The following is a 20547-nucleotide window of genomic DNA, read 5'->3' on the forward strand; positions in this document are numbered from 1 at the left end:
AGAAGGAGGAAGTTATGAACCGAACATTCATAAAGCTTTTCTTTTGTCTATGCATAGTGACGGCATTGCCGTCCTATGCTTATAATGCTGTTCACTATTATTTCAGGACGGTAGACATTAAAAATGGCCTCTCGCAGAATTCGGTGAATCAGATATTCCAGGACAAGAAAGGCTTTATGTGGTTTGGTACTAAAGACGGTTTGAACCGTTATGATGGTTTGTCTTTCCGTGTCTATAACAATGAGAACTCCAATTTAGGGAGGAACTTCATCACGGCACTCTATGAAGATACTGACGGGAACATCTGGGTCGGTACTGACGGAGGCGTCTTTATTTATAATCCGGTATTGGATTCTTTTACTTCGTTCAATCAAGCAAGCGATAAGGGAACGGTAATTCGGGATTTCGTGACTATGATAAGGAGTGACGAACAGAATAATATCTGGATATCAGTCGAATATCAGGGATTATTCTGTTACAATAGCAGTAAACAACAATTGCAGAACTACCTTCATGAACCGGAAATGCCTAATGTTACTCGCTTTTGGCTGAATGGAGATACTTTTTGGCTGGCATTGCATGGCGATAATCTTTATTCCGCAAAGGCTGGTTTTGAAACCCTGCAACCTTTTAAGGATGCAGATGGAAATGAAATATTCAAAGACGATATTATCAATTGCCAGGTCAATGGTCCGCATAACTGCATCTATGTAGCATCATTCAACGGATTGACCGAAATAAACTTTACGAATGGCAAATCCCGTAAGCTTCTGAATGCCTATGTACGTACATTGCAGTTTAAGTCCGATGATGAACTGTGGGCAGGTACGGAAACGGGGTTGTACATATACAATCTGACCAACGACCATGTCACTCATCTGACAGTGCCCGACCAGGATGATTCCTATGCCCTGTCGGACAATGCCATTTATTCGATTTATCGGGATAGGGAGAATGGCATGTGGGTGGGTTCCTATTTTGGTGGTGTGAATTACTATCCATATCAGTGGACTTATTTTGAGAAATTCTATCCGAGAGATGATATTAAGTATTTCGGCCGCCGGGTGCGTGAAATCTGTGAGAGTAACGACGGCACTTTATGGATAGGCACCGAAGACAAGGGATTATTTAATTTTGATCCCGAGACCGAAAAGATAGTGCCATTTGAACATCCTTCCATCTATAAGAATATTCATGCCCTCTGCCTGGATGGAGATGATTTGTGGGTAGGTACTTTCTCCGGAGGACTGAACAAGGTGAATCTGCACACCGGACAGGTGAAGCATTATTCCAAAGGCAAAGAGGAGAACTCTATGGTTGCCAATGATGTCTTTACGGTTTACAAAACAACTACGGGGGACATATGGATAGGGACGACATCCGGTTTGCTGAAATATAACCGTGCTTCCGATGATTTTACCCATATCCCGCAACTGGGCATTCTGTTTATTTATAATATTCTGGAAGATTTTAATGGGAATCTGTGGTTTGCCACTTTCTCAAACGGCGTATTTTGTTACAATACGCACACCAAACAATGGAAGAGTTACCTTTCGGATGAAAAAGATCCAACTTCTCTCTCTTATAACAAGGTGATTTCTATTTATGAAGATAGTAAAAAGCGCTTGTGGTTTATGACGATGGGAAAAGGCTTTTGCCGTTATAATCCTGAAACGGATAATTTCACGCGTTACGACACTTCGAACGGCCTTCCGAACAATACCATCTATAAGATGGTAGAAGACAAACGGGGAAACCTGTGGATTACGAGTAATTATGGTCTGGTCTGCTTTAATCCGTGGACCGAAGCCATGCATATATATACCCGCGCCAATGGTTTGCTGAGCGACCAGTTTAATTTCCAGTCCGGATACTGTGATAAGAAAGGGCGTATTTATCTGGGGAGTATTAATGGGTTTATCATATTCGATCCGGAGACTTTTGTCGAGAATACTTTCCTTCCTCCGGTGGTGATTACCGATTTTTATTTGTTTAATAAGCGGTTCTCTGTTGATACTCCGGGTTCTCCTTTGCAACAAAGCATCACCTATTCCGACAAGATAGAACTTGCTGCAGACCAGAATTCCTTTGCTTTTCAAGTAGCTGCATTAAGCTATCAAGCGCCGGAAATGAATCTTCTGATGTATAAATTGGAAGGTTTTGATAATGAGTGGTATGTGCTGGGGCGGAATTCTATGATAACTTATTCTAACTTACCCTACGGAAGTTATACATTGCGCATAAAGGGTTCTAACGGTGACGGGAAGTGGAATGATACGGAGCGTGTGCTTAATGTGCGTATCCGGCCTCCTTTTTATTTATCGGTATGGGCATATGTTGTTTATACCATGCTAATCTTATGTTCTTTGGGCATTGCTGCGTTGTATTTAAAGAAAAGAACCCAGCAGAAACACCGGTTGGCGATGGAGAAGTTTGAACGGAAAAAAGAGCGTGAACTCTATACGGCAAAAATAGATTTTTTTACGAATGTAGCTCATGAGATACGTACGCCATTGACGTTGATAAAGAGTCCGTTAGAGAATGTTTTGGCATCCGGCTCAGTTTCTGATGAAATCAGAGATGACCTGGAGATAATGAACTTGAACACGAACCGCCTGCTCGACTTGGTGAACCAGTTGCTCGATTTCCGGAAAACAGAAACACAAGGATTCCAACTGGATTTTTTGGAATGTAATGCATCGGATATTTTACAGAAAACATATAAACGTTTTAAACCTTTGGCCCGCCAAAGTGGATTGGAGTTTACAATAGATTCTCCCGAGGAGTTGTATGCCTCAGTCGATAAAGAGGGGCTCACTAAGATTATCAGTAATTTGATGACGAACGGCATGAAATATTCGGAAACGTATATCCGTATCAAGCTATATGTTGAAGGTGAGCAGATGCATCTCTTGGTATGTAATGACGGGTATGTTGTTCCGGCAGAGATGCGCGAAGAGATATTCAAGCCATTTGTTCAGTGTAAAGACGGTGTGCTGCATTCTGTTTCCGGCACAGGCATCGGATTGCCTCTGGCACGTTCGCTTGCCGAACTTCATGGAGGCACCTTGTCTATGAAGGATTCTATGGAAAGCAATCAATTCCTGTTATCGCTTCCGATAAGGCATACCCACGCCAGGGGGCAGGAGGAGCAGGTTACATACGAAGAACCTGTAGAAAAGAATGAAGCCGAAGTAGATTCTAATCCGCAAAACCGGTATACCCTGCTTGTGGTGGAAGATAGCTTGGAGATGCAGTCGTTCATTGTGAAACAACTATCTGCTAAGTATCAGATGCTGACAGCCTTGAATGGAGTGGAAGCCTTGAAAGTACTGGAAGAACATACGGTCAATCTGGTTATTTCGGACATTATGATGCCCGAAATGGATGGATTGGAGTTATGTGAACACCTGAAATCTGAATTGGATCATAGCCATATACCCATTATATTGCTGACTGCCAAGACCACTCTTCAAGCAAAGATAGAAGGGATGAAGCTTGGGGCGGATGTTTATATAGAGAAGCCATTCTCCGTGGAGTACCTAAAGGTGTGTATCTCTAATTTGCTGAGCAATCGGGAGAAATTGCGGGTTGCTTTTGCTCATTCTCCTTTTGTGCAGGCTAATAGTATGGCAATGACTAAAGCAGATGAGACTTTCCTCAAGGCATTGAAAGAAGTGGTGGATGCAAATATGCAGAATCCTGATTTTAATCTGGATGATATGGCTGGACAGTTGAATATGAGTCGTTCGAGCCTTAACCGGAAAATAAAAGGTATATTAGACATGACTCCGAACGATTACATTCGTCTGGAACGTTTAAAGAAAGCGGTGCAATTGCTCAAAGAGGGAGAATGCCGGATAAATGAAGTTTGTTATATGATCGGTTTCAATACTCCTTCTTACTTTTCCAAATGCTTCCAGAAGCAGTTTGGCGTTCTTCCTAAGGACTTTATAAAGTAAAATAGGGGAGTTTGGAACGATTTTTATATTGTTTGAGTGGATATTTATACTCTGTGCTTCAAAATTTTGCTAATTTTGGGCTGTTATTTTATGTGGCTATTCTGTCTTGAAAAAGAGAAGGGATATAGTCGGTTTTTATTTTAAAGTTCATATTATGAAAAATACATTAATCAGCAGAAGAGAATTTCTGAAAAATCTGGGAGTGCTTGGGACCGGGGTGCTATTGTCAGCCAGTCCTTGGCTTTCTGCTTTTTCGGAAGTAGTGGAAACGTCCAACGAGACATGTCGTCTGGCAATTATCGGTCCCGGGTCTCGGGGGCGTTTCCTGATGAGTTTCCTGATTCAGAATCCTAAAGTGGATATCGTGGCATTGTGCGATATCTACCAGCCTTCCATTGACGAAGGGTTGAAACTGGCTCCCAAAGCAAAGGTCTATAAAGACTACCGGAAGATACTGGAGGATAAAATGATTGATGCAGTATTGGTAGCCACTCCCCTTAATTCCCATTGCCGGATTGTGCTGGATGCTTTTGATGCGGGCAAACATGTGTTCTGTGAGAAAACGATAGGCTTTACGATGGAAGAGTGCTACCGCATTTATAGTAAGCATATCAGCACGGGCAAGATATTCTTCACCGGTCAGCAGCGCCTTTTCGACCCGCGATATATCAAGACCATGGAGATGGTTCATGCCGGTACATTTGGCGAAATAGGTGCCATCCGCACTTTCTGGAACCGGAACGGAGACTGGAGGCGTGAAGTGCCTTCTGCCGATTTGGAACGTCAGATTAACTGGCGTCTGTATCGCGAATACTCCAAAGGATTGATGACCGAACTGGCTTGCCACCAGCTCCAGATTGGAAGCTGGGCTTTGCAAAAGCTTCCCGAGAAGGTGATGGGACATGGAGCCATCACTTACTGGAAAGACGGGCGTGAAGTATATGACAACGTAAGCTGTATCTATGTATTTGATGACGGAGTGAAGATGACATTCGATTCTGTCATATCCAATAAGTTCTATGGCTTGGAAGAACAAATCATGGGCAGCCTGGGAACGGTGGAGCCTGAAAAGGGTAAATATTATTTTGAGAGTGTGCCTCCTGCACCCGGCTTCCTGCAGATGATTAACGATTGGGAGAATAAGGTCTTTGATTCCCTGCCCTTTGCCGGTACAAGCTGGGCACCGGAAACTGCCAATGAAAACAAGGGAGAATTTATCTTGGGAGAACGGCCCAAGTCGGACGGCACTTCTTTATTGCTGGAAGCTTTTGTTGAGGCCGTCATAACGCGCAAGCAGCCGGAGCGCATAGCCGAAGAGGGCTATTATGCAAGCATGCTTTGCTTGTTGGGCGACCGGGCTTTGCAGGAAGAGCGGGTACTTTATTTCCCTGATGAATATAAAATAAACTATCTGAACCATCAAGCTAAAACACCTGAATCCGTATGAAAAACACAATCATTACCGCCCGCCGTAAGAAAATAGAATTGCTTACCTTGCTGGCATGCTTCATTATCGGTAATCTGGCAAACCTGTATGCGATAATCTCCTATAAGACCCCTCTCTCGGAAATGCTGACCTCTATCTTCTATGTCCTCGCGTTTTCGTGCGTGCTTTATGTCTTTTGGACTATTCTGCGTATTTTGTTTTACGGGATAAGAAGCCTGTTTTTGAAGAAAAAGAACGGAGAATAAATATCAATGAATTCAGTAACTTAATTAATACCATTTGGAATATGACAACACGAAGAGATTTCTTGAAGACCATGACCATGGCTTCTGCCGGACTGGCATTCGGTGCCGGTGACATACTGGGGGCTCCATCTTTTGCCTCGCAAAGAAAAGTGACAGATAAAGTAAAGATTGCCTATATCGGCATTGGCAACCGTGGCGAACAGATTATCGGTGATTTTGCCCGTACCGGTATGGTCGAAGTAGTGGCCCTGTGCGACGTTGATATGGGAGCTCCCCATACTCAGAAAGTGATGAACCTGTATCCCAAGGCAAAGCGCTTCCGCGATTTCCGACAAATGTTCGATAAAGCAGGGAATGAGTTTGATGCTGTAGCTATAGCAACACCCGACCATTCCCATTTCCCCATCAGTATGCTGGCTCTGGCATCAGGCAAGCATGTGTATGTGGAAAAACCTTTGGCGCGTACCTTCTATGAAGGGGAGCTGCTGATGCAGGCTGCGCTGAAACGTCCTGACCTGGCTACCCAGGTGGGTAATCAGGGGCACTCTGAAGCTAACTACTTCCAGTTCAAAGCATGGATGGATGCCGGTATCATCAAGGATGTGACGGCTGTGACGGCACATATGAACAATCCCCGGCGCTGGCACAAGTGGGATACGAATATCTATAAATTCCCTTCGGGACAACAATTGCCGAAGGATATGGATTGGGATTCCTGGCTGGGAGTCACTCCTTACCATGAATATAACAAAGACTACCATTTAGGCCAGTGGCGTTGCTGGTACGACTTCGGCATGGGCTGCCTGGGCGACTGGGGCGCACATATCCTGGATACGGTTCATGAGTTCCTGGAACTGGGATTGCCTTATGAAATAACGATGCAGTATGCCAACGGGCACAATGATTATTTCTTCCCTTACTCTTCCACCATCCTGTTCCGCTTCCCTCAGCGCAAGGGTATGCCGCCGGTTGACATTACCTGGTATGACGGTCTGGACAATCTTCCCCCTATCCCTGCCGGTTATGGCGTATCCGGGCTGGATCCTAACATCCCTGCAACCAACCAGGGAGACGCACCTGCTGCCAAGTTGAATCCCGGAAAGATTATTTATACAAAGGACCTGACCTTCAAGGGTGGAACCCATGGCAGCACACTTTCCATCATCCCGGAGGAGAGAGCGAAAGAAATGGCGGGCAAGTTGCCGGAAGTCCCCAAGAGCCCGTCCAACCACTTCGAAAACTTCCTGCTGGCTTGTATGGGACAGGAAAAGACCCGTTCTCCGTTTGAAATCAACGGCGTTTTGGGACAGGTGTTCTCATTGGGAGTAATGGCCCAACGCCTCAATACACAACTATTCTTTGATCCCCGCACGAAGCAGATAACGAATAATGCATTTGCCAACGCGATGTTGACCTCGGTGCCTCCACGTAAGGGATGGGATGAGTTCTATAAAATGTAATAACATCATATTAAAATAATTAATAGAAGAAATATCAGTATGAAGAAGAATTATTTATTGCTTTTGCTTCTGTTTTGTGCGTCTGTGGTTTCGGCGCAGAACTGGGAGCCTCTTTTCAATGGAAAGAATCTGAGCGGCTGGAAGAAACTGAATGGTAAGGCCGAATACAAAGTAGTGGATGGCGCTATTGTGGGTGTTTCAAAGATGAATACCCCTAATACCTTCCTGGCTACCAGGAAAACGTATGGTGACTTTATCCTGGAATTTGATTTTAAGATAGACGATGGATTGAACTCTGGCGTACAAGTACGTAGTGAAAGCAAGAAAGACTATCGGAATGGCCGTGTACATGGCTATCAGTTTGAAATAGACCCTTCAAAGCGTGCATGGTCTGGTGGTATCTATGATGAGGCCCGCCGTAACTGGCTGTATCCTTTGACACAGAATCCGTCTGCTAAAACAGCTTTCAAAAACAACGAGTGGAACAAGGCCCGTATTGAGGCTGTAGGTAATTCTATCGCTACCTGGATTAACGGAGTACCCTGTGCTAACATTTGGGACGATATGACTCCTGTCGGCTTTATTGCCCTGCAAGTGCATGCCATCGGTAATGCATCCGATGAAGGCAAGACTGTTAGCTGGAAAAACATCCGTATCTGTACTACTGACGTAGAACGTTACCAGACTGCCCGAAAAGCACCGGAAATAAATGTAATCACTAACACTATCTCTCCGAACGAAGCTAAAGAAGGTTGGGCTCTTCTTTGGGATGGCAAGACTTCCGAGGGCTGGAGAGGAGCCCGGTTGAACTCTTTCCCTAAAAAGGGCTGGAAGATGGAAGACGGTATCCTGAAAGTAATGAAGAGCGGCGGTGCAGAGTCTGCCAATGGTGGTGATATCGTAACAACCAAAAAGTATAAGAACTTCATTCTGAAAGTAGATTTTAAGATTACCGAAGGTGCCAATAGCGGTGTGAAATACTTCGTTAGCCCGGATATGAACAAGGGAGCCGGTTCTGCTATCGGTTGCGAGTTCCAGATTCTTGATGATGACAAGCACCCGGATGCTAAGTTGGGCGTGAAAGGCAACCGTAAACTGGGTTCGCTTTACGATCTGATCCCTGCTCCGGCAGACAAACCTTTCAATAAGAAAGATTTCAATACGGCTATGATTGTTGTGAAGGGCAATCATGTAGAGCATTGGCTGAACGGTGTGAAGCTCATTGAATACACACGCCAGAACGAAATGTGGGATGCACTGGTTGCTTATAGTAAGTACAGAGATTGGCCCAATTTCGGAAATCATGAGTCCGGAAATATCCTTTTGCAGGATCATGGAGATGAAGTTTGGTTTAAGAATATAAAGATCAAAGAATTGTAATTATTATTATGTCTTCGAAAAGGGCAAGTTGCAGGTATTTGTAGCTTGCCTTTTCGTTTTCTCAAAGAAACGCAAACTTAAGAAATGCCGAATGTAATTCAACATCTTTACAAGTTCTCATCTGCTCATGGTGGGCTGCTTTATGCCTGGTTCCCGTCCATGCATACACGCATTGATATTGTGCTGTGCGGCAGGCAGGGCGAAGATGCGTTGATGTTTGTAGTCAATGCTGTTTATGAAATGTTATGTCGTCTGGAAAAGATGGCCAACTATTACGATGCGGACAGTGAACTGGCCAGACTGAACCGTACTGCCGCTACATGCCCGCAACCGGTTAGCCGTGAACTTTATGATATGCTTACTTTCTGTGTAGATTGCCATACCCGGACCGGCGGATGCTTCGATGTTACTATCCATTCGGCTCATCACACCCCCGATACCATTCGTACTATTCAATTGTTGCCTCAGGAACGTACCCTTCTTTTCCTGCAGTCCGGAGTAACTATCAACCTTTCCGGTTTCCTGAAAGGCTATGCTTTGGAAAAAACGCGGCATTTGTTGCAACATTATGAAGTGGAAGATGCATTGGTTAATATGGGGAATAGCTCTGTATTGGCTTTAGGGCATCACCCTATGGCTGATGGGTGGAAGGTCGATTTCGGACAAGTAGCTGCCTCGTCACAGAAAGAGCACCCGGAACTGCTTCTTCACGATGAATGCCTCACAACTTCAGGCAACGATTCACATGAACGGAAACATATCATCAACCCTCGGAGTGGAAAGCTGGTAGAGGGGAAAAGAGAGGTAGCAGTCGTCACAGCAGATGGAGCTGTGGGCGAGGTGTTGTCTACCAGTTTATTTGTAGCTGACGCCCGTCAGCGAAGCATTTTGGAAGCGGAGTTCCATCCGCGTTTGATTCTTGACCTTTGATGTTCCTTCTACGAATATTATCCTTCCCTGATTCTCTATACCTCCCTGTCCATGGGGATAGCAGGTGAAAGAATATAGAAAAACACTCTTCTCTTGGCTTCACCATCTTCACTTGATAACAGGTATAGTGATTTTATTTTTGGCACATCGTAGTTACCTGAAACAAATAATGGCGTTTCTGTGAAGGGGTGAGCCCTGAATTCAGTTGGTTTTGCAGCCAGGATTCACAGATAGTTTCCTACGGATTAAGCACTTAACAGAGACGGTGGAGGCGATGAACTGTATTCTTCGTAATTGTTTATATATGAACTGTTTGTTCTTGAAGCTTTACGAATACGTTCCGAAAGCTTTCGGAATATCCCCAATATAAATAGGGAAATCTTTCTTCTTGTATACCTTAATTTATCATTTTATTTGGAATTGTACTTGTTGACTTCTTGTTGTAAATGAAAGATAAGGTCTAGTAAAAGGGATATACCTCTACGAAAATTTAGTATTGTGTCAGAAAAGGGAATTATTGTGTCACGATCGGTGAATAGGGTGTATTTGGCGCGATTATTCCATGCATTGGATGTATTCTTTTACCTGTTATATTACCAATTTTCTACTTTTGTTCCACCATAAAAACATGTAATTTATATGAAAACACATTTCATACTTTTCTTATTGGTTTTTATGCAGATGTCTTATATAAAAACCTTATTGCTTCCATATCAACAGTAGGTACTGAAATATAATGAATAACTAAGAAAAACATTTGAATTATGAAACGACTGATGACGCTATTGTTAGGATTTGTTGCTCTCACTGCGTGCACTTCTCCGCAACCCGAACAGCATGTGAAAAACGAACTGCGTGCACCTGCCTATCCGCTGGTCACCATTGACCCTTATACGAGCGCATGGGCTTTCCAGGATAACTTATATGATGGCTCGGTGAAACACTGGACCGGTAAGAATTTCCCTCTGATTGGCGTGGCCAAGGTGGATGGGCAAACTTATCGTTTCATGGGGACGGAAGAGCTTGAACTGAACACCATCGTTCCCAACTCCGAACAGGAAGACTGGGTGGGAAAATATACGGTGACACAACCGGTTGACGGCTGGCAGAATCTGAACTTTGATGATAGCCGTTGGAAAGAAGGTAAAGCTGCTTTCGGAACCATGGAAAATGAGCATACTGCCAAGACGCAGTGGAGCGAGAAGTATATATGGGTGCGCCGGACTATGGACCTTCCTGAAGATATGACTGGTAAAAATGTATATCTGGACTACTCACACGATGATGATGTGATTATTTATATTAATGGTATCAAAGTGGTGGATACGGGAAATGCCTGCAAGAAGCATGCACAAGTGAAGCTTTCCGGTGAAGTAACTGCTTCATTGAAAAAGGGAAAGAATCTGATAGCTGCCTATTGCTACAATCGCGTAGGAAATGCATTGTTGGATTTTGGTCTGTTGGTTGAGCAGGAGAATTATCACTGCTTTGAACAGACTGCTGAACAGATTTCGGTAGATGTACAGGCCATGCAGACTTATTATGAGTTTGTTTGCGGACCGGTTAATTTGAACTTAACCTTTACGGCTCCTTTATTTATGGATAACCTGGATTTGATGACACGTCCGGTCAATTATCTTTCTTATGAAGTATCTTCCAGAGATGGTAAGAAGCACCATGTGGAATTGTATTTTGAAGCCTCTCCGCAGTGGGCGCTTGATATTGTTCATCAAAAATCTACGGCCGATAGTTTTGAAGAAGGTGATCTGCTTTTGGTGCGTACCGGAAGCCAGAATCAGGAAATCCTGAAAAAGAAGGGCGATGATGTCCGGATTGACTGGGGATATTTCTATCTGGCAGGTAAGAAGGATAACGCAACTTCCGGTATCGGTGATGGTAAAGCATTGCGCAGAAGTTTCCTGAATGGTAAACTGGAAGCTCCGGCCACCGATGGTTATGACAAGCTGGCTCTGGTATGTTCATTGGGTGAAACAAAGAAGGCTGACGGATACCTGATGTTGGGATACGATGACATTTATTCCATCCAATATTTCGGTGAAAACCTGCGTCCTTATTGGAATCGTTCAGGGAAGGAGACGATTGCATCCCAGTTCCGGAAAGCTGACGGCGAATATCGGAAACTGATGAAGGATTGCGCCGCTTTTGATAAGAAACTGATGGAAGACGCTACCGCAGCAGGTGGCCGTAAATACGCTGAACTCTGTGCATTGGCTTATCGCCAGTCTATAGCTGCCCATAAACTTGTGGAGGCTCCCAACGGTGAATTGCTGTTCCTTTCTAAGGAAAACTTCAGTAACGGTTCTATCGGAACGGTAGATATCACATATCCTTCGTCTCCCTTATTCCTGCTTTATAATCCGGAACTGGCCAAAGGCTTGCTCAACCACATCTTCTATTATAGTGAAAGTGGAAAATGGACCAAACCTTTTGCTGCCCATGATATCGGTACTTATCCGCAGGGTAACGGACAGACTTATGGTGGCGATATGCCTGTGGAAGAAAGCGGTAATATGCTGATAGTGACTGCTGCCATTGCTGCCGTGGAAGGTAATGCGGATTATGCCAACCGTCACTGGAATACATTGACTACCTGGACCGATTATTTGGTAGAATATGGACTGGACCCGGAAAACCAGCTCTGCACCGATGACTTTGCAGGACATTTTGCCCACAATGCCAACCTTTCCATCAAGGCTATATTGGGTGTTGCTGCTTATGGTTATCTGGCTGATATGCTGGGAAAGGCTGAGGTTGTCGAAACCTATACAAATAAAGCAAAAGAGATGGCTGCACAATGGATGGAAATGGCGGATGATGGTGACCACTATCGCCTGACATTTGACAAGTCTGGCACGTGGAGCCAGAAGTACAATCTGGTATGGGATAAGCTGATGAACTGGCAGATTTTTCCTGAAAAGGTGGCTGAAACAGAATTAGCGTACTATCAGACTAAGCAAAACCGTTACGGTCTGCCGCTCGACAACCGTGAAACATATACTAAAACCGACTGGATTATGTGGACAGCCACCATGGCTAATGATAGGACTACTTTCGAGAGTTTTATCGACCCGGTTTATAGCTTTATGAATGAGACAACCGATCGTATTCCGATGTCCGATTGGGTATTTACCGACAGTCCGAAGCAACGGGGCTTCCAAGCCCGTTCGGTGGTGGGTGGATATTTCATCAAGATGCTCGAAGAAAAACTGCATGCCAAATAGGTATGCAGTATCACCTCTCGCGGAAAAAGATAATTCGTTAATTTTAAATCTATTAATAAGCCTATGGTATAAATAAAAGTCAACTCTAATTTAATCTTATCTGCTTGCAGGGGATGTCTGCAAAGCATATTGTGAAAAATAAATGCGGAACAGCGTTTCCGTAAATTTCTAATCTAATATAACTATAAAAACATGTCTAGGAAAATCTTATTTTTAATTTTATGTGTGTTCGCACTTACTGCACATTCCCAGAATGTCGCGATAAAGGGCTCCGTAACAGATGTGAACCAGGAACCTTTGTTAGGTGTGAATGTAATGGTAAAGGGAACCTCTACGGGAACTATTACCGATATTGACGGTAATTTCTCGATAAGTGGGCCGAAGGGAGCTACTTTGGTAATTTCCTATATAGGTATGGTGACTCAGGAAGTGACGTACAAAGGAGAACCGTTGAAGGTTGTGTTGAAGGATGATGCTCAGGCGCTGGAAGAAGTGGTGGTTGTAGGTTACGGTTCGATGCGTAAGAAAGACCTTACGGGTTCTGTAGTACAAGTGCGCCCCGACAAGATTGCTAATGATAACCCCAAAACAGTACAAGACATCTTGCGTGGTACACCGGGTTTGACTGTAGGCTATGGTGAAGGTGATGCCGGTGCTAAAGGTGGTGGTTCAATGAAAATTCGTGGTCAGCGCTCGGTTTATACCGATGGCGGACACAATGATCCGTTGCTCATTCTTGATGGAATGTTCTTTTATGGTGAGCTTTCTGAAATCAATCCGGATGACATCGCGCAGATTGACGTGTTGAAGGATGCTTCTGCTGCTGCTGTTTATGGTGCACGTGCTGCGAATGGTGTTGTCATCATCTCAACGAAAAAGGGTAAGCAAGGCAAGCCGACAATTAACTTTACAGCCAGTGTAGGATTGACTCAAAAGGCTGCTTATCGCGACAGATGGCAGACTCCGGGCGAGTATATGCAACATTTTGTAGACTGGAAAGAAAAGAATACATATGGTGTAAATGCAGAGACCGGTGAATATGCCGCTTATTCAAGACCGGGTAATGAATATACTTCAAAGCCGGGTTACTTCCGCAATCCTAACAACCTTGACGATGTGTCTTTGGAAGCATGGAGAGGTTATACTACTAATGATGAAGGAGAATCTGATTTGAGCATTTGGGCAAGACGTTTGGGTTTTAGACCTAATACAGCTTTGATGGATAATCTTTTATCTGGTAAAGTAATGGACTGGCAGGATAAGGCATTCCGTTTGGGCTTCAATCAGGATTATAATGCCAGTATCAGTGGTGCTGGTGAGAAGATTGATTACTATATGTCATTGGGTTTCTTGCGTAATGAGGGCGCTTTTGTAGACGATACTTATCGTGCTATTCGTGCAAATTTTAAATTGAATGCAAAGGTAACAGATTGGTTTGAAATCGGTGCTAATATCAATTTCCAAGACCGTACGGATGGTGAAATCGGTATGAATAAAGGCGGTTTCATGGAGAACAGCCCTTATGCAGTGTTTAAGGATGATGAGGGTAATTATGTACAAGACCCCTTGATGTTCCAGTATGACCGCAATAACCTGACAAACTGGTATTACGAGAAACAGTTCCTGGAATTGCAGAAAGGATATACTACATTCAATACAATTTTCAATGCGAAATTGAAATTGCCGTTCGGCATTACTTATACGTTCAATGCAGCTCCGCGCTTGCAGTATTTCCACGATCGTTATTTCATGTCTGCCCAACGGCCCAACTCTAATCCGAATGACCGTGGAGCAAACCGTGAGCAAGCTAAACGTTTCGATTGGTCTTTGAATAATACTATCACTTGGGATAAAACTTTTGCCGACAAGCATCATGTTATCGTGACTTTGGCCCAGGAAGCGGAAGAACTTCAATATTGGAAAGACCGTATCGAAGCTCGTAACATCTTACCGTCCGATGTACTTGGATTCCACAATACGCAAAACGGTGACAAGTCGGTTAGTAAGTTTGAAAGTAACGACACACATCAGACTGCCGACGGTTTGATGGGACGTATATTCTACTCTTATGATGACCGCTATATGGCTACTTTCACTATGCGCCGTGATGGTTATTCTGCTTTCGGTTCTTCTAATCCTTACGCTTACTTCCCTTCTGGTGGTTTGGCTTGGACTTTCTCTAATGAAAAGTTCTTCCAGCCATATAATCATATCATGAGTACTGGTAAGTTACGTGTATCGTTCGGTAAGAATGGTAACCGTTCACTTGCTAATCCTTATGAAGCTCTTGCTAACCTCTATCCGGGTGGTGGAAAGATGCAGGGGTATATTACATCTTCTGGTGATTTATACTTAATGCGCTACTTGATGGCTCAACGTATGGAGAATCCGAATTTGCAATGGGAAAAGACACAGTCTTGGAACTTTGCTTTGGATTTCGGTTTCTTGAATGACCGCATAACTGGTACGCTGGAATATTACCGCATGAGTACTAAAGATATGATTATGGGACAGCGCTTGCCTAACTTTACAGGTTTTGAGAGTATCACGACCAACTTAGGACAAGTTGATAACAATGGTTTTGAAATCGCTTTAAATACATTGAACATTGATAATAAGAATTTCCAATGGAGCACAACATTCAGCCTTTCATATAATAAGAATCGTATTAAACATCTATATGGTGATTATGAAGATATATTGGATGCTTCAGGCAATGTGATTGGGAAAAAAGAAGCTGATTACGTGGGTAACGGTTGGTTTATTGACAGACCTATCAGTGCCATTTGGGATTATAAAGTAACCGGTATTTGGCAGAAAGATGAAGTGGATGAAGCAAAGAAATATGGTCAGGTTCCGGGTGATCCAAAGGTATGGAACAATCCGGCTAACGATGAGTATGATGCCGATGGAAATGTGACGAAGATTATTTATAATAATGATGACAAAGTATTCCAAGGACAGACTGCAGCTCCCGTAACCTGGGCATTACGTAATGACTTTACTTTGTGGAAAGATTTGACGTTATCCATCAATATTTACTCTCGTATGGGTCATAAGAGTTTGGAAGGTATGTATCTGAACAATGATGATGATGGTGGTGGTATGACTTACCGTTTAGTGAATAAAGAAGCTAAAGAGTATTGGACAGTAGATAATCCAAGCAATAAATATGCGCGTATTGAAGCACAAGGCCCTGAAGGTGCCAGAGGAGCCCGCAGACTTTATAACCGTTCTTTTGTCCGTTTGGAAAACATTTCAATCGGTTATACATTGCCCAGACAGTGGACTAAGAGAGTGGATATTGAACGTGTTAAGGTGTATGCTACAGTTCGAAATGCTGCCGTGTGGGGCTCTAAGGACTGGGAATATTATGGTGACCCGGAAACAGGTAATTATGCCTCTCGTATTTGGACACTGGGACTTAACTTAACATTCTAAATCTTTTAACTCAAGAATAAATATGAAAAACTATATTCAAAAATATATTTGCAAGGGATTTATCCTGATGGCCGGAGCTTCAATGGTGCTGACCGGTTGTAAAGAGAGCTTTTTGGAACCTGATCCGCAAGCCATGTTCAAGCCTAGTGAAGTGTTTACTACAGAAGATGGTCTTAGGTCTGTATTGGCTATCTGCGATCGTCAATTGAAGAGAAACTATGTGAGTGAAGATTCTCGTGAGATGATGGCGTTGGCTACAGAGTACACTTTCTCTGATTTGATGGTACCTGCTGCGACTGATAAATCAGGATTCCTTGATAATGTAGATAATATGTTGCGTTCGAATAGCGATCAGTCAGATGAAAAAAACTTAGGTCGTACAAATAGCATATATTTCTTTTGGAGACAAGGGTATGAAGGCATTCGAAATGCCAATACACTGCTTTCGTTTATAGATGATGTCCCTATGGATGAGACGTTGAAGAAAGAGTATATTGGTCGTGCCTATTTCCACCGTGCCTATCGATATTATGCATTGGTATTCCAGTATGGGCATGTGCCTTTACTTACCAAATTGGCATCATCTCCTAAATTGAGTTACCATTCTACTCATAGAGATGCGATTTTGGAAAAGATGGCACTTGATATGGAATTTGCAGTTCAGTGGGTACCCGAACAGAAGGATATGCAATACATAGGTATGGTGAATAAGGGAGCTTGCCGTATGTTGCTTTCCAAGCTATATCTGGCTCTTGGCAGATATGAGGATGCAAAGAAACAGTTGGATATTCTGATTGACCAGTCCGGTTATTCATTGATGACTAATAATTTCGGTACCTTCTTTGAAGGTGGTGAGCCTACTTCATGGCCTATTACACGTAATGTGATTTGGGATTTACATCGTCCGGAGAATAAACTGATTACCGCTAACAAGGAAGTTATTATGGGTATGCCTAATCGTGGTGTGGCTGCCGAATCGTTTATCCCGATGTTGAGCATGCGTATCATGTATCCTTTCTTCTTTGATAATAGAATCAAGATGCCCGACGGTAAACAAGCGTTGTATAACCTTGACCGTACTAATAGCAAATACCGTGTGGAATATGATTATATGCGTGGCTTGGGTCGTGGCATTGCAACTTTCCGTACCAGTACTTTCTATCAAGATGGGTTGTGGGCTGTGAATGGCAAGATGGATGAAACAGATTTGCGGCATAGTGCAGAGACTGGAAACTGGATGCATATGGAAGATTTGCGTTGCAATAATGTGGATTCTGAATTCTATGGACAGAACATTATGCTTCATTCCGATAGAGATTTTTGGGGTAAAGATAAAGATGGAAATCCCGTGTTGGTTACCGAAAAGGGACAATTGTTGTGTTCCGATACAATTCGACGCTGGTTTGATGTGCCTCATTACATCTTCTGTCTGGATGATGTAGTCAACCAAGGCTTGATTAAAAACAATGGTCTTGAAGGTGCAACCGATGGTAGTGTTGCCGACTGGTATCTCTATCGTTTGGCAGAAGCTTACTTGCTTCGTGCTGAAGCTAAGTTCTACATTAATCCGAGTGATCCGACTATCAAGGATGACCTGAATATCATCAGAAAACGTGCACAATGTTCTGAACTCTATACCGGCAATGTGACTATCGGCGATATTATGGATGAACGTGGCCGTGAGCTTTTCTATGAAGAGTGGCGTAATGTAGAGTTAACCCGTGTATCTCTCTGTCTGGCCCGTAGCGGAAGACCGGATGAATGGGGCAATACCTATAATGTGGAAACCTTCGACAAACAAACGGGTACAGACTTGGAGGGCGGTAGCTATTGGTATCAACGTTGTGTACGCAAAGGTATGTATAACAAGGGAGAAACGATTCGTGTGGATGCCACTAAGACGGACATTAATTTCATTATGGGTAAGCATAATATCTATTGGCCGATTCCTTATAATGCTATCGAGGCAAATAAAAACGCCAAGCTGTGGCAGAATGTAGGCTATACGGAATATGACCCTGCTACTCCTATATGGAATACTTGGGAAGAAGCTGTAGCTGATGAAGATCAGATTTAATCAATCACTTTCGCTTTAGTTAGCGAAAAAAGAATATTGGAGGTATATTGAAGTGACAGAGCCAACGTAGTGAGTCGCTATGAGAAATATACCTCCATTTTTTTATCATATGAAAGAGTTATTTGTAATATCAGTATTATGCTGTCTGGCAGCATGTTCTTCGTCATCATCCAAAACGGAGGATAATCCGGAAGATCAATCGAAGAATGTATATCATAATCCGGTTATAAACTATAGTTTGCCGGATCCTTCCGTTATTAAGGGGGATGATGGATATTTCTATTTATATGCTACTGAGAATATCCGTAACCTGCCGATTCACCGTTCCAAAAATCTGGTAGATTGGGAATATGTGGGTACGGCTTTTACTGACCAGACCCGTCCCGACTTTGAAGCAAAGGGAGGTCTGTGGGCTCCGGACATTAATAAAATAGGCGATAAATACGTGCTTTATTACTCCATGTCCGTTTGGGGAGGAGAGTGGACCTGCGGCATCGGATGCGCTACTGCCGATAAGCCCGAAGGACCTTTCACGGATCATGGAAAAATGTTCCGTAGCAATGAAATCAATGTACAGAATTCTATCGATCCTTTCTACATAGAGGAAGGGGGGCAAAAATATCTCTTTTGGGGAAGTTTTCGGGGTATATATGCTATCGGACTGTCAGATGACGGACTTTCCATCAAGGAAGGTGCTAACCCCCAAAAAGTGGCAGGGACAGCCTACGAAGGCACTTATATTCATAAGAAGGATGATTATTACTACTTTTTTGCTTCAATAGGTACTTGCTGTGAAGGATTGAACAGCACATATACAACGGTAGTAGGACGTTCTAAAAACCTTTTCGGACCTTATGTTGATAAAAAGGGCGGAAGTATGCTCGACAATAAACATGAAGTTCTGATTCATAAGAATAGTGCTTTTGTAGGCACCGGCCATAATTCTGAGATTGTGACGGATAATGCCGGCGACGATTGGGTCTTCTATCATTCGGTGAGCGTCAAGAATCCCGAAGGAAGAGTCTTGATGATGGACAAGATTGAATGGAAAGATGGCTGGCCGTCTGTAAAGGGGGCTTCTCCCTCGATAGAGTCAGGTAAACCAGTATTCTAACAACTATGAAATGTAACTATGAGATTATAGTTTATTGCAGAAGTAAAGCATAAATATTATAAGTGATATGAATAAAGTTATGATTTTGTTAGCAGGAGTGATGCTATTGGCATCAGCCTGCACAAGCAAGCAGGTGAGTGAAAATACTGCTTCAGGTTTGAATCCGGCTGATTTCCGTATGGAAGTGGACGGCAAACAGACAGACCTGTTTGTACTAAAGAATAAAAATGGTATGGAAGTTTGCATTACAAACTTCGGTGGACGTATTATATCGGTGATGGTACCGGATAAAGATGGCGTTATGCGTGATGTTGTATTAGGATTCGATTCTATTCAGGATTACGTTAACCTCCCTACTAATTTTGGTGCTACCATCGGCCGTTATGGCAATCGTATTAACCAGGGTAAGATTACCCTAGACGGTGTGGAATATCAGTTGCCACAGAATAATTACGGTCATTGCTTGCATGGCGGTTCCAAGGGATTTGATTTCCGGATGTTCGATGCACAGCAGTTGAGTGGGCAAGTTCTGGAACTGACTTATCTGTCGAAAGATGGGGAAGAAGGATTCCCGGGCAATCTGACTTGCAAGGTCACTTTCTCATTAACGGATGATGACGCCCTTGATATCCGTTATAGTGCCGAAACAGACCGTACTACGGTTGTCAACCTGACTAATCACTCTTACTTTAACCTGGACGGCGATCCCTCCAAGGATAATTCGGATTATTTGCTGACTATCGATGCCGATGCATATACTCCTGTGGACAGCACCTTTATGACAACCGGTGAGATTGCCCCTGTGGAAAATACGGATATGGATTTCCGTAAACCCACAGCCATCGGAGCGCGTATTAATAATGATTTCATACAGTTGAAGTATGGCAAAGGTTACGACCATAACTGGGTACTCAACACGAAAGGGGATATTTCACGAAAGTGTGCCACTCTTGAATCTCCTGAGACAGGTATTGTACTTGATGTCTATACCAACGAACCGGGTATTCAGATTTATGCCGGTAACTTCCTGGATGGTACGGTGAAGGGAAAGAAAGGTATCGTATATGGTCATCGCGCTTCCGTTTGCCTGGAAACTCAGAAGTATCCCGATACTCCTAACAAACCGGAGTGGCCGTCGGCACTCTTGAAACCGGGTGAGAAATATGATAGCCATTGCATTTATAAATTCTCCGTGAGAAAATGACAAGACAACTGAACAACCTGATTATTCATTTAAAGACTATAAGAA

Annotated in this window: 11 protein-coding genes; all 11 read left to right on the top strand. The window is 43.3% G+C overall.

Annotated elements, in window-relative coordinates; all coding sequences use genetic code 11:
* The first annotated feature begins 14 nt into the window (after positions 1 to 14).
* The 11 genes from QZ135_RS15495 (at position 15) to QZ135_RS15545 (ending at position 20502) form a co-directional block, all read left to right on the top strand.
* Positions 15 to 3962, top strand: coding sequence for a hybrid sensor histidine kinase/response regulator transcription factor (locus QZ135_RS15495; protein ID WP_294611141.1), 3948 nt, complete (start codon positions 15 to 17; stop codon positions 3960 to 3962).
* Positions 3963 to 4116: 154 nt separating this feature from the next.
* The gene (locus tag QZ135_RS15500) at positions 4117 to 5409 is read left to right on the top strand and encodes a Gfo/Idh/MocA family oxidoreductase (protein WP_294611142.1); all 1293 of its coding nucleotides are present in this window, start codon (positions 4117 to 4119) and stop codon (positions 5407 to 5409) included.
* The gene (locus QZ135_RS15505) at positions 5406 to 5654 is read left to right on the top strand and encodes a hypothetical protein (RefSeq protein ID WP_294611143.1); all 249 of its coding nucleotides are present in this window, start codon (positions 5406 to 5408) and stop codon (positions 5652 to 5654) included. Before QZ135_RS15500 ends, QZ135_RS15505 begins: the two co-directional genes overlap by 4 nt.
* A 41-nt stretch (positions 5655 to 5695) precedes the next feature.
* A complete protein-coding gene (locus tag QZ135_RS15510) occupies positions 5696 to 7114 on the top strand; it encodes a Gfo/Idh/MocA family oxidoreductase (protein WP_294611145.1) in 1419 nt (472 codons plus the stop codon).
* Between the two features lie 39 nt (positions 7115 to 7153).
* Positions 7154 to 8494 (top strand): DUF1080 domain-containing protein, encoded by a 1341-nt coding sequence (locus QZ135_RS15515; RefSeq protein ID WP_294611147.1) that lies wholly within the window; start codon positions 7154 to 7156, stop codon positions 8492 to 8494.
* Between the two features lie 84 nt (positions 8495 to 8578).
* Positions 8579 to 9424: an FAD:protein FMN transferase gene (locus QZ135_RS15520; RefSeq protein WP_294611149.1), complete on the top strand. Its 846-nt coding sequence runs from the start codon at positions 8579 to 8581 to the stop codon at positions 9422 to 9424.
* A gap of 764 nt (positions 9425 to 10188) precedes the next feature.
* Positions 10189 to 12666: a DUF4965 domain-containing protein gene (locus QZ135_RS15525; protein ID WP_294611151.1), complete on the top strand. Its 2478-nt coding sequence runs from the start codon at positions 10189 to 10191 to the stop codon at positions 12664 to 12666.
* A 192-nt stretch (positions 12667 to 12858) separates the two neighbouring features.
* On the top strand, positions 12859 to 16107 hold the full coding sequence (locus tag QZ135_RS15530) for a SusC/RagA family TonB-linked outer membrane protein (protein WP_294611153.1): 3249 nt from the start codon (positions 12859 to 12861) through the stop codon (positions 16105 to 16107).
* A gap of 22 nt (positions 16108 to 16129) precedes the next feature.
* A complete protein-coding gene (locus QZ135_RS15535; RefSeq protein WP_294611156.1) occupies positions 16130 to 18184 on the top strand; it encodes a RagB/SusD family nutrient uptake outer membrane protein in 2055 nt (684 codons plus the stop codon).
* A 109-nt stretch (positions 18185 to 18293) separates the two neighbouring features.
* Entirely contained in the window at positions 18294 to 19298 is a 1005-nt protein-coding gene (locus QZ135_RS15540) for a family 43 glycosylhydrolase (protein ID WP_294611159.1), read from the top strand.
* A 67-nt stretch (positions 19299 to 19365) separates the two neighbouring features.
* Positions 19366 to 20502, top strand: a complete 1137-nt coding sequence (locus QZ135_RS15545; protein ID WP_294611163.1) for an aldose epimerase family protein — start codon at positions 19366 to 19368, stop codon at positions 20500 to 20502.
* Positions 20503 to 20547: the final 45 nt, after the last annotated feature.

The organism is uncultured Bacteroides sp., from assembly GCF_905207245.1.
Taxonomy (GTDB): domain Bacteria; phylum Bacteroidota; class Bacteroidia; order Bacteroidales; family Bacteroidaceae; genus Bacteroides.